The sequence below is a fragment of the Kitasatospora sp. LaBMicrA B282 genome (assembly GCF_050325825.1).
Classification (GTDB): Bacteria; Actinomycetota; Actinomycetes; order Streptomycetales; family Streptomycetaceae; genus Kitasatospora.
Map to the genome: position 1 here is coordinate 1 of NZ_JBNQTI010000102.1, position 13680 is coordinate 13680.

General features: G+C 73.2%; 14 protein-coding genes. 9 read left to right on the forward strand and 5 right to left on the reverse strand.

The features are described 5' to 3' along the window. Both ACQRUO_RS25235 and ACQRUO_RS25240 read left to right on the forward strand, forming a co-directional pair. Positions 1-517: hypothetical protein (locus ACQRUO_RS25235; protein WP_428318336.1), on the forward strand; the 517-nt coding region annotated here is incomplete at its 5' end. Positions 518-704: 187 nt separating this feature from the next. After that, positions 705-1028 carry a hypothetical protein gene (locus tag ACQRUO_RS25240; protein WP_428318337.1) on the forward strand — a complete coding sequence of 108 codons (324 nt, stop codon included), beginning with the start codon at positions 705-707 and terminating at the stop codon, positions 1026-1028. Between the two features lie 15 nt (positions 1029-1043). Here the strand turns inward: ACQRUO_RS25240 and ACQRUO_RS25245 are convergent, their stop codons facing one another. Further along, the gene (locus ACQRUO_RS25245) at positions 1044-1463 is read right to left on the reverse strand and encodes a pyridoxamine 5'-phosphate oxidase family protein (RefSeq protein ID WP_428318359.1); all 420 of its coding nucleotides are present in this window, start codon (positions 1461-1463) and stop codon (positions 1044-1046) included. A 301-nt stretch (positions 1464-1764) separates the two neighbouring features. Between ACQRUO_RS25245 and ACQRUO_RS25250 the strand changes: the two genes are divergently transcribed. Beyond that, complete coding sequence (locus tag ACQRUO_RS25250; RefSeq protein ID WP_428318338.1) at positions 1765-2625, forward strand: phosphatidylinositol-specific phospholipase C; 861 nt, start codon at positions 1765-1767, stop codon at positions 2623-2625. Positions 2626-2631: 6 nt separating this feature from the next. On the opposite strand, the gene ACQRUO_RS25255 is transcribed toward ACQRUO_RS25250, so the two are convergent. Further along, positions 2632-2937, reverse strand: coding sequence for an antibiotic biosynthesis monooxygenase family protein (locus ACQRUO_RS25255; protein ID WP_428318339.1), 306 nt, complete (start codon positions 2935-2937; stop codon positions 2632-2634). A gap of 252 nt (positions 2938-3189) precedes the next feature. Between ACQRUO_RS25255 and ACQRUO_RS25260 the strand changes: the two genes are divergently transcribed. From ACQRUO_RS25260 to ACQRUO_RS25285, 6 genes are all read left to right on the forward strand, one after another. After that, positions 3190-4083 carry a DMT family transporter gene (locus tag ACQRUO_RS25260; RefSeq protein ID WP_428318340.1) on the forward strand — a complete coding sequence of 298 codons (894 nt, stop codon included), beginning with the start codon at positions 3190-3192 and terminating at the stop codon, positions 4081-4083. 359 nt (positions 4084-4442) lie between these two features. After that, a complete protein-coding gene (locus ACQRUO_RS25265; protein WP_428318341.1) occupies positions 4443-5291 on the forward strand; it encodes a nitrilase-related carbon-nitrogen hydrolase in 849 nt (282 codons plus the stop codon). Between the two features lie 97 nt (positions 5292-5388). Next, positions 5389-6693: an aspartate aminotransferase family protein gene (locus ACQRUO_RS25270; protein WP_428318342.1), complete on the forward strand. Its 1305-nt coding sequence runs from the start codon at positions 5389-5391 to the stop codon at positions 6691-6693. Next, positions 6690-8093: a dihydropyrimidinase gene (gene hydA / locus ACQRUO_RS25275; protein WP_428318343.1), complete on the forward strand. Its 1404-nt coding sequence runs from the start codon at positions 6690-6692 to the stop codon at positions 8091-8093. Before ACQRUO_RS25270 ends, hydA begins: the two co-directional genes overlap by 4 nt. A gap of 75 nt (positions 8094-8168) precedes the next feature. Further along, positions 8169-9179 (forward strand): TIGR03842 family LLM class F420-dependent oxidoreductase, encoded by a 1011-nt coding sequence (locus ACQRUO_RS25280; protein ID WP_428318344.1) that lies wholly within the window; start codon positions 8169-8171, stop codon positions 9177-9179. 61 nt (positions 9180-9240) lie between these two features. Beyond that, complete coding sequence (locus tag ACQRUO_RS25285; RefSeq protein WP_428318345.1) at positions 9241-10812, forward strand: NCS1 family nucleobase:cation symporter-1; 1572 nt, start codon at positions 9241-9243, stop codon at positions 10810-10812. Here the strand turns inward: ACQRUO_RS25285 and ACQRUO_RS25290 are convergent. From ACQRUO_RS25290 to ACQRUO_RS25300, 3 genes are all read right to left on the reverse strand, one after another. Then, positions 10770-11621, reverse strand: a complete 852-nt coding sequence (locus ACQRUO_RS25290) for a DUF3626 domain-containing protein (RefSeq protein ID WP_428318346.1) — start codon at positions 11619-11621, stop codon at positions 10770-10772. The two genes, ACQRUO_RS25285 and ACQRUO_RS25290, sit on opposite strands and share 43 nt — an antisense overlap. Before the next feature lie 163 nt (positions 11622-11784). Then, positions 11785-12216 (reverse strand): hypothetical protein, encoded by a 432-nt coding sequence (locus tag ACQRUO_RS25295; RefSeq protein ID WP_428318347.1) that lies wholly within the window; start codon positions 12214-12216, stop codon positions 11785-11787. Positions 12217-12338: 122 nt separating this feature from the next. Further along, positions 12339-12704: a hypothetical protein gene (locus ACQRUO_RS25300; protein ID WP_428318348.1), complete on the reverse strand. Its 366-nt coding sequence runs from the start codon at positions 12702-12704 to the stop codon at positions 12339-12341. Positions 12705-13680: the final 976 nt, after the last annotated feature.

Genomic DNA, 13680 nt, shown 5'->3' on the forward strand with positions numbered 1-13680 from the left:
GACCCAGCCGCGCACCACGGCCGACGGCCGGACCAGCGCCCCGCCGTGGCCGGCCCCGGCCGACCCCGCCGCGGCGGTGGCGGCCGCCGGCCTGCCGATGCTCGGCGCCGAGGGCACCGTCGAGCACATCCACGCCCACCTCGACGTCTACCTGGACGGCCGGTCGGTCACCGTTCCGGCGCTGGTCGGCATCGACGAGAGCACCCAGCAGATCAGCCCGCTGCACACCCACGACACCTCCGGGGTGATCCACGTCGAGTCGCCGGTGCAGGCCCGGTTCACCCTCGGGCAGTTCATGACCGAGTGGCAGGTCTCCCTCGCCGCGGACCACCTCGGTGCCGCCAGCACCGACGCCGGCCACACCCTGACCGCCTACCTCAACGGCAAGCCCGTCAGCGGCGACCCCGCCGCGATCACCCTCGGCGCCCACGACGAGATCGCCCTGCTCTACGGCACGCCGGCAGAGAACGCCCAGGTCACCGTCCCCACCGGCTACGCCTGGCCGAGCGGGCTGTAGGCCACACCCCGGCGGCACCCCCGATGTGAACACCTGGCATCATCACCACCACGCCACAGCGCGGCGCAGCCGCGGCGGCAACCCCTGCCAGGCCGCGGCATTCTCAAACCTCCCGGCCCACCGCTCCGAGCTGGGCCTCCGGGCTCACTCGAGCGAAATGTCAGTTCCGGTGTCTAACGTGCACACCGTGTTCACCGCCCCGACCGAAAGCCTCGCGCTGCCCGCCGATCTGATCGCCCTTCAGCGCGACCTGCTCGCCGCCGACCGAGTCCTGGGCGACTGCGCGCTGGCCGTCCGCGATCGCCGCCGGGCCGCCTTCCCCGAACCCGCGCAGGCGGTGCAGCGGTGCACCTGGGACGCCGCCGAGCAGGCCGAGTTCGACCGCTGCTGGACCGCCTACGTCCGGGCCGGCGCAGCCGTACGGGCACACCCGACGCTGGTCCGGGCCCGGGGACTGGGCATCGAGGCCGACGTCATGCGGGCCCTGCGGGAGTGCGCCGCCCATCGCTGAGCGCGCACCCGACCGTCAGGCGGTGGCAGCGCCGGGCGCGGTGCCGCGGCCGAGGGTGCGGGTCACCGTGATCTCGAGGACCACCCGATCCGGGTTGGGCCGCGGGGTGCGGTAACGACGGGCGTAGCGCGCCTCGGCGTCGGCCACCGCCGCCGGATCGCGACGCACCACGGCGATCCCCTCCAACGTCGCCCACCGACCGCCGTCCACCTGGCAGAGCGCCACCCTGGCCCCACCCGCCCCAGCCGCCACCACGTTGCGCGCCTTCCGGCTACCGGCACTGGTGATCACCCGCGCGATCCCGGTAGCCGGATCATAGGTGGCCCCGACCGGCACCACATGCGGGGTCCCATCCGGTCGCATGGTGGTCAGGGTGCAGATGTGCCGCTCCGCCCAGAAGGCGAGGAACTCATCACTGAGCACGGGCACGGGCACGGCAGCGGGCTCGCGGGCGGCGGAAGCGGTGGCAGTGGACTCGATCACCGACCCAGCCTACGGTCCCCCCGGCAACCCCCGATCCACCCGGTCGGAGCCGGCCGGCCCGGGCCGTCGCTCGGATGGTTCGGTGCCGAAGTCCGGTCCGGGGCCTGTGCTGCGCCACGGCGAGCCCTAATAATGAGCATGCCAGCCGACCGGGAACGGGCACCGGGACGACGAGGGGGATTCCGCTGTGGAGTTGACCAGAGCTGAGCTGATGGGCCGGCGAGTCAGTCGGCGGAGCCTGGGGCGGTCGGCCGTGGCGCTCGGTGCGGCGGCGGCGCTGTTCGGGCTCGGGGCCCGATCGGCGCGGGCGGACGCGGTGCCGGACGGCGCGGACTGGCAGGGGGCGCTGCCCGATGGTGTGTCGTTGGCCCGGCTGACCGTGCCCGGGACGCATGACACCTGTTCGCTCTACGGCGGCCCGATCACCCAGTGCCAGACGCTCTCCGTCCCGGACCAGCTGACGGCCGGGATACGCTTCCTGGACATGCGGTGCCGGGCGATCAACGGTGTGTTCGCGATCCACCACAGTCAGTTCTTCCAGAACATCTTCTTCGGTGACGTGCTCAACGACTGCCAGGCGTTCCTGGCCCAGCATCCCGGCGAGTGCGTGCTGATGCGGGTCAAGCAGGAGTACTCCACCGTGTCCGACGCCGACTTCGGCGCGATCTTCGCCGACTACCAGTCCCGCTGGCCCGGACTGATGTGGACGGAGGGCCGGATCCCGGCGCTCGGCGAGGTGCGCGGGCGGGTGGTGGTGCTGGCGGACGACGGCGGGGTGCCGGGGGTCGGCTGGGGCGGGCCGCTCACGGACATCGAGGACGACTACCAGATCGGCACCGTCTTCGACATCGCCGGCCGCAAGTGGCCGGAGGTCTCGGCGCACCTCGACGCGGCCCGGGCTGCGACCGATCCGCAGCGGCTCTTCATCACCTTCACCTCGTCCTCCGGCTGGGGGCTGTGGCCGCGCCAAGCCGCCGACGCGATGGCGCCGCGGCTGTCCGGTTACCTGGCCGGGCTGGACCACACGAGTCGTCCGGTGCTCGGCACGGTGCCGATGGACTTCGTGACCCCCGCCTCGCCGGCCGCGCTCTACGCGCTGAACTTTGGCGGCTGACCGGGGTCACTGGGAGCTGAGCACGGTGAAGTGGGCGACCTCCGGCGGGTGCTCCAGGTAGCCCTCCTCGCTGTCCGACCAGACCGGACGCTTGGCCCACATCGGGCCGGCGTAGCCGCGCAGCGCCTCCTCGTCGCGCCACCGGGTGATCACCAGGACGCGGTGCGTGCTGTCCGGGAGCGAGCGGAGCAGCTCGCCCCCCAGGTAGCCGTCCAGCCCGACCAGCAGCGGCAGCATCTCCGACTGGACCACCGTGCAGAACTCGCTCATCAGCTTGGGCGCGACCTGCGCCTCCCAGATCCGGATGATCATCGCTGCCTCCTCCCCCGACGCCGTGGGTCGGGCGGGAACCCATCTCCATTATCCGGTCCCAAGCGGGCCGGGCAGGGTGGGGAGGACGGGCGGGGCGGCGCGCGGCGGCACTCGACACGCAAGCTTCGGCAGACCCGGCACCCCGCCGGCCGGGCGGAGGTAGGCTGGCGGCGAATCGAGCAACCGTGCCCGGCCGCCCGGCGCGACCGTCCCGGGGTGCGGTCCGAGCACACGACGGCCGGGTGATCCTGCGTGGCGGTCTTCCTACTGGCGATCGGCGCGGCCTGCTGCCTGGGGCTGGGGTTCGTGCTCCAGCAGCACGCGGCCCAGCGCGCGCCCAAGTCCGACCTGCTGCACTGGCGCCTGCTGCTGGACCTGCTGAAGATGCCCGAGTGGCTGGCCGGGATCGCGGTCATGGTGGCCGGGCTGGTGCTCAGCGCGTGGGCGCTGGGGCTGGGCGAGGTCTCCCTGGTGGAGCCGCTGCTCACCACCAACCTGGTCTTCGCGATGGCACTGGCCAGCCTGCTCAGCCGGCAGCGGCTGGGGCGCTCGGGCTGGGGCGGGGTGCTGCTGCTCGGGCTCGGGGTGACGGCCTTCATCCTGGCCGGTGATCCGCGCGGCGGCGGGGCGGTGGCCGGCCAGTTGCGGCACTGGCTGGTGTTCGGCGTGGTGGCCGGGCTGGCGCTGCTGCTGGTCTCGGTTGGGCGGAGACTCCCGCTGTTCGAGGAGGCGACCATCCTGGCGCTGGCCGCCGGTCTGCTCTACGGGCTGCAGGACGCGTTGACCCGTGCCACCGCGAGCCGGATCGACACCGGCGGGATGACGGCGGTGCTGCACAACTGGGAGCCGTACGCGGTGGTGGGCCTGGGTGCCACCGGGTTGCTGCTGGTGCAGAGCGCCTTCGAGGCGGCGCCGTTGCGGATGTCGCTGCCGGCGCTCACCGCGGCGCAGCCGTTGGCCGGGATCGTCTGCGCGGTGGGCTTCCTGGGCGACCGGCTGCGGGTCACGCCGGGGGCGCTGGCCTGGGAGGCGGCCGGGCTGCTGCTGATGGTGCTGGGTGTGGTGGTGATCGGGCGCCATCCGTCGTTGCCGACCGCGTGCGAGGGCGGTCCACGCGAGCAAGAGGCACAGGTCCCGCGGGCGTGATCCGGCCCGCCGGTGGCGGTGCGGTGCGAGCCCGGGGACGGCTGCGCCGGCCGGGTGGACTCGCCGGGGTCGCACCGCGCGGGGCGGACGGGGCGCACCGGGTCGCGTGCCTACTGGCGGTATGTCACCGGGTGGGCGGAAGGCGGCGGGAGAGCTGACAGGTTGTCGGGGTTGGGACGCTACCGCGCTGGGGAGTCTGCAAGGACACCCGTCGCACGATCCCTGCTCACCCGTCACCCGTTCGCCACCTGTCACCCACCTGTCGGAGTGACGCGCGGACGTCCGGATCGTTGGCACCTCACCGGCCAGTCTCGGCAGCTCCAGGTTCCCGTCAGCCTTCACTGATTCAGGAGCGTTCCATGTCGCAGTCCCAGATCGTCCGCGCCGCCCTGGTCCAGACCCGGTGGACCGGCGAACAGTCCTCGATGCTGGAGCTCCACGAACGCTACGCCCGCGAGGCGGCCGCGCAGGGGGCGCGGGTGATCGGGTTCCAGGAGGTGTTCAACGCCCCCTACTTCTGCCAGGTGCAGGAGCCCGAGCACTACCGCTGGGCCGAGCCGGTGCCGGACGGGCCCACGGTGACCCGGATGCGCGAGCTGGCCGCCGAGCTGGGGCTGGTGATGGTCGTGCCGGTGTACGAGGTGGAGCAGAGCGGGGTGTACTACAACACCGCCGCCGTGATCGACGCCGACGGCAGCTACCTGGGCAAGTACCGCAAGCACCACATCCCGCAGGTCAAGGGCTTCTGGGAGAAGTACTACTTCAAGCCCGGCAACCTGGGCTGGCCGGTCTTCGACACCGCGGTCGGCAAGGTCGGCGTCTACATCTGCTACGACCGCCACTTCCCCGAGGGGTGGCGGGCGCTCGGACTGGCCGGGGCCCAGCTGGTCTACAACCCCTCGGCGACCAGCCGGGGCCTGTCCGCCCACCTGTGGCAGCTGGAGCAGCCGGCCGCGGCGGTCGCCAACGAGTACTTCGTGGCGGCGATCAACCGGGTCGGGGTGGAGGAGTACGGGGACAACGAGTTCTACGGGACCTCCTACTTCGTCGACCCGCGCGGCCAGTTCGTCGGCGACCCGGCCTCCGACAAGGAGGAGGAACTGGTGGTCCGGGACCTGGACTTCGGACTGATCGAAGAGGTCCGCCAGCAGTGGGCGTTCTACCGCGACCGGCGCCCCGAGGCCTACGGGCCGCTGACCGACGCCTGAGCAGGCCCCGGCCCCCGCGCCCGACTGCCGCACCGTGGGCCCGGCCCGGCCCGTGGCACCCGACCGACCGTCCCCGTGCAGAGGAGGAATCCACCCGATGACCACCACCGACCTCCCGTCCGAGACCCTGCGGGCCCGCCACCGCGCGGTGCTGCCGGCCTGGCTGGCCACCTACTACCGGGAACCGATCGAGCTGACCCACGGCGAGGGCCGGTACGTGTGGGACAGCGCCGGCAACCGGTACCTGGACTTCTTCGGCGGGATCCTCACCACCATGACGGCGCACGCGCTGCCCGAGGTGACCCGGGCCGTGGCCGAGCAGGCCGGGCGGATCCTGCACACCTCCACGCTCTACCTCTCCACGCCGATGGTGGAGCTGGCCGAGCAGATCGCCGAACTGTCCGGCATCCCGGACGCCAAGGTCTTCTTCACCACCTCCGGGACCGAGGCGAACGACACCGCGCTGCTGCTGGCCACCACCTACCGCCGCTCCAACCAGATCCTCGCGCTGCGCAACAGCTACCACGGCCGCTCCTTCTCCACCGTGGGCGTCACCGGCAACACCTCGTGGTCCCCGACCAGCCTCTCGCCGCTGCAGACGCTGTACGTGCACGGCGGGGTGCGGGCCGCCGGGCCGTACACGCAGCTGTCCGACGCCGAGTTCACCGCGGCCTGCGTCGCCGACCTGGAGGACATGCTCGGGCAGGCCGAGGGCACCGTGGCGGCGCTGATCGCCGAGCCGATCCAGGGGGTCGGCGGTTTCACCCGCGGTCCGGACGGTCTGCTGGCCGCCTTCCGGCGGGTGCTCGACCGGCACGGGATCCTGTGGATCAGCGACGAGGTGCAGACCGGCTGGGGCCGCACCGGCGACCACTTCTGGGGCTGGCAGGCACACGGGCAGGCGGGCCCGCCCGACGTGCTCACCTTCGCCAAGGGCATCGCCAACGGGATGTCGATGGGCGGCGTGGTGGCCCGGGCCGAGGTGATGGACTGCCTGGGCGCCAACTCGATCTCCACCTTCGGCGGCAGCCCGATCACCTGTGCCGCGGCCCTGGCCAACCTGCGCTACCTGCTGGAGCACGACCTGCAGGCCAATGCGCGGCGCACCGGGACGCTGCTGCGGGCGCAGTTGGAGGCCGCCCGGCTGGAACTGCCGATCGTGCGCGAGGTGCGCGGGCGCGGCCTGATGCTGGGCGTGGCGCTGCCGGACGCCGCGACGGCCACGGCGACCCTGGAGCACGCCCGGGAGCTGGGGCTGCTGATCGGCAAGGGCGGTCGGGGTGGTGAGGCGCTGCGGATCGCCCCGCCGCTCTCGCTCACCGAGGCCGAGGCGCTGGAGGGCGCCAAGCTGCTGGTCGAGGCGCTGCGCCGGGCCGACGCCGAGCGGGGGGCGGAGGCATGACGCGCACCCTGATCACCGGTGGCCTGGTGATCACCGCGGCCGAGGAGATGGCGGCCGACGTGCTGATCGAGGACGAGAAGATCGTCGCGCTCGCCGGCACGGGCAGCACGGTGGCGGCCGGGTGGACGGCGGATCGGGTGATCGACGCCACCGGCCGGTACGTGATCCCGGGCGGGGTGGACGCGCACACCCACATGGAGCTGCCGTTCGGCGGCACCCACGCCTCGGACACCTTCGAGACCGGCACGAGGGCCGCCGCCTGGGGCGGCACCACGACCATCGTGGACTTCGCGGTCCAGCCGGTGGGCGAGTCGCTGCGCACCGGGTTGGACCGCTGGCACGCCAAGGCCGAGGGCAACTGCTCGATCGACTACGCCTTCCACACCATCGTCTCGGACGTCAACGACGAGGTGCTGAAGGAGCTGGACCTGCTCACCGACAGCGGCGAGTCCACCTCGTTCAAGCTGTTCATGGCCTACCCGGGGGTGTTCTACAGCGACGACGGGCAGATCCTGCGGGCGATGCAGCGCTGCGCCGGCAACGGCGGGCTGATCATGATGCACGCGGAGAACGGGATCGCCATCGACGTGCTGGTGGCCCAGGCGCTGGCCGCCGGGCACACCGACCCGCGCTACCACGGCGAGGTGCGGCGCGAGCTGCTGGAGGCCGAGGCGACCCACCGGGCGATCAAGCTGGCCCAGGTGGCCGGTTCGCCGCTCTACGTGGTGCACGTCTCGGCCGCCTCGGCGCTGGCCGAGCTGGCCGCCGCCCGGGACCAGGGGCTGCCGGTGTTCGGCGAGACCTGTCCGCAGTACCTCTTCCTCTCCACCGACAACCTGGCCGAGCCGGGCTTCGAGGGCGCCAAGTACGTCTGCTCCACGCCGCTCCGGCCGCGCGAGCACCAGGCCGCGCTCTGGCGGGGCCTGCGCACCGACGACCTCCAGGTGGTCTCCACCGACCACTGCCCGTTCTGCTTCGTCGGCCAGAAGGAGCTCGGGCGCGGTGACTTCTCCAAGATCCCCAACGGGCTGCCGGGGGTGGAGAACCGGATGGACCTGCTGCACCAGGCCGTGGTGGAGGGCCGGATCTCGCGGCGGCGCTGGATCGAGATCGCCTGCGCCGCGCCGGCCCGGATGTTCGGGCTGCACCCGCGCAAGGGGACCATCGCCCCGGGCGCCGACGCCGACGTGGTGGTCTACGACCCGACCGCGGTGCAGACCCTGTCGGCCGCAACCCACCACATGAACGTGGACTACTCGGCCTACGAGGGGCGGCAGGTGACCGGCCGGGTGGAGCTGGTGCTGTCGCGCGGCGCGGTGGTGCTCGAGCAGGGGCGCTGGCTCGGCCGGGCCGGGCACGGGCAGTTCCTGCGGCGGGGCACCTGCCAGTACCTGGGCTGAGCCGAGCCGCACACCAGGGGCCGGGTCACCCCCGGCCCCGCTTCGACCCCGCAACGACACGAACGGAGAGCGTGGATGGACATCGGACTCGTGCTGCAGGCGGACCCACCGGCCCGGCTGCTGGTCGAGCGGATGCAACGGGCCGAGGCGGTCGGCTTCAGCCACGGGTGGACCTTCGACTCCTGCGTCCTGTGGCAGGAGCCCTTCGTGATCTACAGCCAGATCCTGGCCGCCACCGAGCGGATGACGGTCGGGCCGATGGTCACCAACCCCGGGACCCGGACCTGGGAGGTGACCGCCTCGATCTTCGCCACGCTCAACGACATGTTCGGCAACCGGACGATCTGCGGCATCGGCCGCGGCGACTCCGCGATGCGGGTGGCCGGGCGGCGACCGGCCACCCTGGCCCGGCTCAGCGAGGCGATGCACACCATCAAGGACCTCGCCGAGGGGCGCCCGGCCACCGTCGACGGCACCGAGGTGCAGCTGCCCTGGGTGCGCAACGGAGCGCTGCCGATCTGGATGGGCGCCTACGGGCCGAAGGCACTGCAGCTGACCGGCCGCCAGGCCGACGGTTTCATCCTGCAGTTGGCCGACCCGTACCTCACCGAGTACATGATCAAGGCGGTCCGGGCGGCCGCGACGGCGGCCGGGCGTGACCCGTCGGCCGTGCAGATCTGCGTGGCGGCGCCCGCCTACGTGACCACGGACCACTCCCCCGCCGCGCTGGCGCACGCCCGCGAGCAGTGCCGCTGGTTCGGCGGCATGGTCGGCAACCACGTGGCCGACCTGATCGAGCACTACGGCGAGCACTCGGACCTGGTGCCCGAGGAGCTCACCTCGTACATAAAGGACCGGCACGGCTACGACTACGCCCACCACGGCCGGGCCGGGAACCCGGACACCACCTTCGTCCCGGACGCGATCGTCGACCGGTTCTGCGTGATCGGCCCGCCGGAGAGCCAGCTGCAGCGGCTGGCCCAGCTCCGCTCGCTCGGCGTCGACCAGTTCGCGATCTACGCGATGCACGACGCGATCGACAGCACCATCGAGGCCTACGGCTCCGACGTGATCCCGCGGTTGTGACCCGGTCCCGGTCGGAGCACGAGTCGGAGCACGGATCGGAGCACGAGAGGAGAGCGGGCCGATGAGCTCCGCCGCAGCGTCCCCGCCCGGCCCGCCCACGGCCGGGCCGGGCGCCACCCAGCAGGTCTTCCCGGACGGCCGGGTCGCGCTCACCGACGCGGCCCGGCTGGACGACCCCCGCTACGCCAACGACGACCTGCGCCCGGTGCCGATCGAGCGGCGCACCTGGGGTGTCTACAACTACCTCAGCCTCTGGGTCGGGATGGCCCACAACATCCCGTCCTGGACGCTGGCCTCCGGGCTGGTGGCGCTCGGCATGAACTGGGTGCAGGCCGTGGTCACCATCATGCTGGCCAACCTCATCGTGCTGGTTCCGATGATCATGACCGGCCACGCCGGCACCCGGTACGGGATCCCCTTCCCGGTCTTCGCCCGCGCCTCCTTCGGGCTGCGCGGGGCCAACCTGCCGGCGCTGATCCGGGCGGCGGTGGCCTGCGCCTGGTTCGGCATCCAGTCCTGGATCGGCGGCGAGGGCATCTTCCTGCTGGCCGGGAAGCTGCTCGGCCACGGCTGGCAGACGGCTGCCGAGTTCGGTGGCTACCCGTGGACCCAGTGGCTCTCGTTCGCGCTCTTCTGGCTGCTGGAACTGGCGATCATCGCCCGGGGGATGGAGACGCTGCGCCGGTTCGAGGGGTGGGCCGCGCCGTTCGTGTTGATCGGCGCCTTCGCCCTGCTGGCCTGGATCACGTCCGAGGCGGGCGGGCTCGGACCGCTGCTCGACCAGCCGTCCAAGCTGGGCTGGGGGCACGAGTTCTGGAAGGTCTTCTTCCCGGCGCTGATGGGCATGATCGGCTTCTGGTCCACCCTGGCGCTGAACATCCCCGACTTCACCCGGTTCGGCGGCAGCCAGCGCGCCCAGGTCCGCGGCCAGGCGCTCGGGCTGCCCACCACCATGACCCTCTTCGCGCTGCTCTCGGTGCTGGTCACCTCGGGCTCGCAGGCGGTCTACGGCACCCCGGTCTGGGACCCGATCCAGCTCGCGGCCAAGCTCGACAACACCGCGGGCCTGCTGCTCGCCCTGCTGACCGTGCTGGTCGCGACCCTCTCGGTGAACATCGCGGCCAACGTGGTCTCCCCGGCCTACGACCTGTCCAACCTGTGGCCGCGCCGGATCAGCTTCCGCACCGGCGCCCTTGTCACCGGGGTGGTGGGCGTGGTGATCTTCCCGTGGAAGCTCATTTCCAACCCGCACGTCTACATCTACACCTGGCTCGGCGTGGTCGGCGGGCTGCTCGGCACCGTCGCCGGGGTGCTGATCGCCGACTACTGGGTGGTCCGGCGCACCGAGCTGGACCTGGCCGAGCTGTACCTCCCCGGGGGCCGGTACTGGTACCGGGCCGGCTGGAACTGGCGGGCCGTCACCGCGCTGCTGGTCGGCGGGGTGCTCGCGGTCGGCGGCTCCTACGGCGGCCCCTTCCCGGCGGGCGGCGTCATCCCCGCCCTGAAACCGCTCGCCGACTACGGGTGGGCCGTCGGGCTGGCCGGGTCCGCCGTACTGTACCTCCTGTTCGAGCGGATCCGGCCCGCCGCTCAGGCCGCCGCGGGGGTGGGGGCGCCGAAGCGGGCGACGTAGTGCCAGACCCGCTTCAGCGCCTGCTCGTCGTACCGGCCGGTGCGGGAGGCCTCACCGAGGATCCACGGCGTGAGCTCGCCGTCCCGGGCCAGTTCGAGGCCGAGGGCGACGAACTCCGGACCGCGGAAGTCCGGGTGGCGGCGCAGCTCGGCCGCGGAGAGCCGGTAGCCCGGGTGCCACTCGACCGGGCAGGGCAGCAGCCGGGCGTCCGCCTCCACCTCGGTGCCGCGGTAACAGGGGTCCAGCACCAGGGCCTCGACGTGCCGGTCGAACCGGACCGGACCGTGGACCTGGACCTCGATGTAGTCGTCCAGCGCGTCGCGGTGGTCGGCGGCGGCCAGCGCCACCAGCGGCATCGCCGTGGCGACCCCGAAGTCCTCCGGCTCGGTGAAGCTGTCGGGGTAGCAGAAGGTGGAGCGGCCGACCGGCTCCGCGGTGAGCCGGACGTGCGCCGAGCCGAACCGCGGCGCGGCGCCGACCATCTGGCGGCGGAAGTTGAGCGCCCCGTAGACCGGGCGCTGCTCCTCGGCGGCGTGGTCATAGGCGCCGCCGAAGATCCGCTGCTCCCAGCGCCACCGGTCACCGCCCGGATGGGCCGTCAGGCCACCGTTGCTGGTGCCGGTGACGAACTGCGAGCGGTACACCCCAGCAGCTGCCATCTCCCGCAGGATCGGCCGCCCTTGCCGCAGCCGATCCGGGTGGAAGTTCAGCGTGACCCGCAGGTCGGGGTCGACCGGAGCCCCGCTGGACCGCGCCGCGACGTGGCGCAGCGCGTGCTGCTGGGGTGACTCGCTCGGTGGGGTGGTCATCCGCGCAGTCTGGCGCACGGCTGACCTGCACGGCCACCGGATTCCAGGGCACTGTTGAGTTGACAAGGAGCGGGCCGGCCGGCGGGGGCCGGGCCCGAGTCCGGTCGCGCGGCGGGTGCGACCGGACTCGGGAGCTTGTGGGCGGGGCGGCCGCCAGGGTGGATCAGCTGCAGTAGGGGCTGATCGCGGTCTGGCCGACCCAGAGTTGGCCCCAGGCGTTGAAGTTGACGGTGTCACCGCCGTCGTCCACGGTGTTGCTCGCCCAGAGCGGGTGGCGACTGACGTCGTAGACGACGAAGTTGCCGTCCTGCTGGTAGTCGGCCTCCCAGCCGTTGGGCTGGGTCCCGCTGGCCCAACAGGCGTGGTCGGCCTGGTCGTAGAGCACCAGGTTGCCGTCGTTCTGCATGGTCAGGGTGACCGAGCCGTAGACGGTGGGGGCGGAGATGCTCTGGCCCCGGTGCAGGCTCTCACCGGGGTCGAGCCGGCTGCCACCGGCGGCGGCGTGCGAGGGGGTCGAGACGGCCAGCAGCGGCCACAGCAGCGCCGACCCGGCGATGAGCGCTCGGCCGAGCGGCCGACGCGGGGACCTGGTCATGAGCCGGCTCCTTCGGGGTGGGTGGTGCAAGGTGGGTGATGCGGGGTGGGTGACGGGGTGGGTCGGGCAGGGAGGCTGGTGCGGGGTCGGGGTCCTGCGTCGGAGGTCGGGGGGTGATCGGGTCAGCGCGGCTCCACGTCCCAGCCGACGTGGTCGATGCCCTGGGCCCAGAAGGCGCAGTTGGCCCGGGACTCGCCGACCTGGCCGGGCGGCACCACCACCCAGTCGCCGGTGACGTCCGGGGCCCAGCTGCAGGTCAGTTCGACGCGGATGGCGACGTTGCCGCCGGTGTTGTTGGTGCAGTCGACGCCGCCGGTGAGCGGGTCGTTGTTGTGGACCCAGCCCTCGCAGTCGACGCCGGCGAGCAGCGGGCGGTCGGGCGCCTCGGGGGCGGCCGCCGCCGTGGTCGCCGCGAGGGTCGCGGCGGGGAGGGCGAGGGCCAGCGCCGCCGAGGCGGCGGTCAGGCCGGTGCGGAACGGGGAGCGCATCGTGGGTGCCTCTCTGGGCGGGCAGCGTGGCTGCGAGGTGCTGACACGATCAACATTCGGCGGGCCCCGACCCGGTATCAATGGGTTTCCCGTTTCCCACCGGGATCGGGAAACCCCGGGAAACCCCACCCAGGGAGGCCGGGAAACCCGAGGAAACGTGCGAACTCGGGCCTGGAGCGCGCAAGGCGGGATGAGCTTGGCGGAGCCGGGTTGACGAGTGGTCTCCTTCGGAGCAGTCGGCTCGTTGGCCTCGTGTGGATCGTGAACCCCTCTCCGTCGCCCCCGCCCGTCGCCGTCGCCCGGCCCGCTCGGAAGGCCGGCCGTCCGGTTCGGTCAGGCCGTCCGGTTCGGTCAGGCTCGCCGGACTCGGTTGCGTGGTGCTGGTCGCGCTGACCGGCTGCCAGAGCCAGTCGGCGCAGCGGTTGAGCAGCCCGGTGCCGGGGGCGAGCGCGGGAAGCGGGGCCGCCTCGGTGGTGCCGGCGCCGGGCGGCGGGTCGCTGACACCGGTTCGCCCCGGCGGCTCGCCCAGCGGACTGCGGGGCCTGGTCGCGCACGGCGAGGCGCGGCTGTTCGCCGGCGGGGCCGACGGGGCGGCGGCTCCGCCCGCCCCGGGGACAGGCGCACCCGCGTCGAACGGGAGCGCGGACGGTTCGGGGGCCCCGGCAGCGGCCCCACCGGCTGCGGGCCCGGCGGACCCGGACGACGAAGCCCCGGGGCCGACGCGGCCGCCGGTACCCCGCTCCTCGCGGGGCGGCGGGTCGGGTACCCCGGTGGGCGGGGCCGGGCGGGGTGCCGGAAGTCGTGGCGGCCCGGCGGGCGACCAACGGCCCGCCCCCTCCCCCGCCCCGCCGCCGGCTCCCTCCGGCGGTGCGGGCGGCGCCGGCGGTGGTCCGGGCGACGGGCAGCCGGCGACCGGGGCCGCCCCAGGCGCCACGCCCGGCGGCGGTACGGGCCTCTGCTCGCTGGCCCAGACCTA

What these genes read in the sequence shown, in the direction of transcription:
- ACQRUO_RS25300 (WP_428318348.1), bottom strand. Translation starts at nt 12,704, where the DNA reads ATGCGCTCCCCGTTCCGCACCGGCCTGACCGCCGCCTCGGCGGCGCTG.
- hydA (WP_428318343.1), top strand. Translation starts at nt 6,690, where the DNA reads ATGACGCGCACCCTGATCACCGGTGGCCTGGTGATCACCGCGGCCGAG.
- ACQRUO_RS25255 (WP_428318339.1), bottom strand. Translation starts at nt 2,937, where the DNA reads ATGATCATCCGGATCTGGGAGGCGCAGGTCGCGCCCAAGCTGATGAGC.
- ACQRUO_RS25270 (WP_428318342.1), top strand. Translation starts at nt 5,389, where the DNA reads ATGACCACCACCGACCTCCCGTCCGAGACCCTGCGGGCCCGCCACCGC.
- ACQRUO_RS25265 (WP_428318341.1), top strand. Translation starts at nt 4,443, where the DNA reads ATGTCGCAGTCCCAGATCGTCCGCGCCGCCCTGGTCCAGACCCGGTGG.
- ACQRUO_RS25290 (WP_428318346.1), bottom strand. Translation starts at nt 11,621, where the DNA reads ATGACCACCCCACCGAGCGAGTCACCCCAGCAGCACGCGCTGCGCCAC.
- ACQRUO_RS25295 (WP_428318347.1), bottom strand. Translation starts at nt 12,216, where the DNA reads ATGACCAGGTCCCCGCGTCGGCCGCTCGGCCGAGCGCTCATCGCCGGG.
- ACQRUO_RS25285 (WP_428318345.1), top strand. Translation starts at nt 9,241, where the DNA reads ATGAGCTCCGCCGCAGCGTCCCCGCCCGGCCCGCCCACGGCCGGGCCG.
- ACQRUO_RS25280 (WP_428318344.1), top strand. Translation starts at nt 8,169, where the DNA reads ATGGACATCGGACTCGTGCTGCAGGCGGACCCACCGGCCCGGCTGCTG.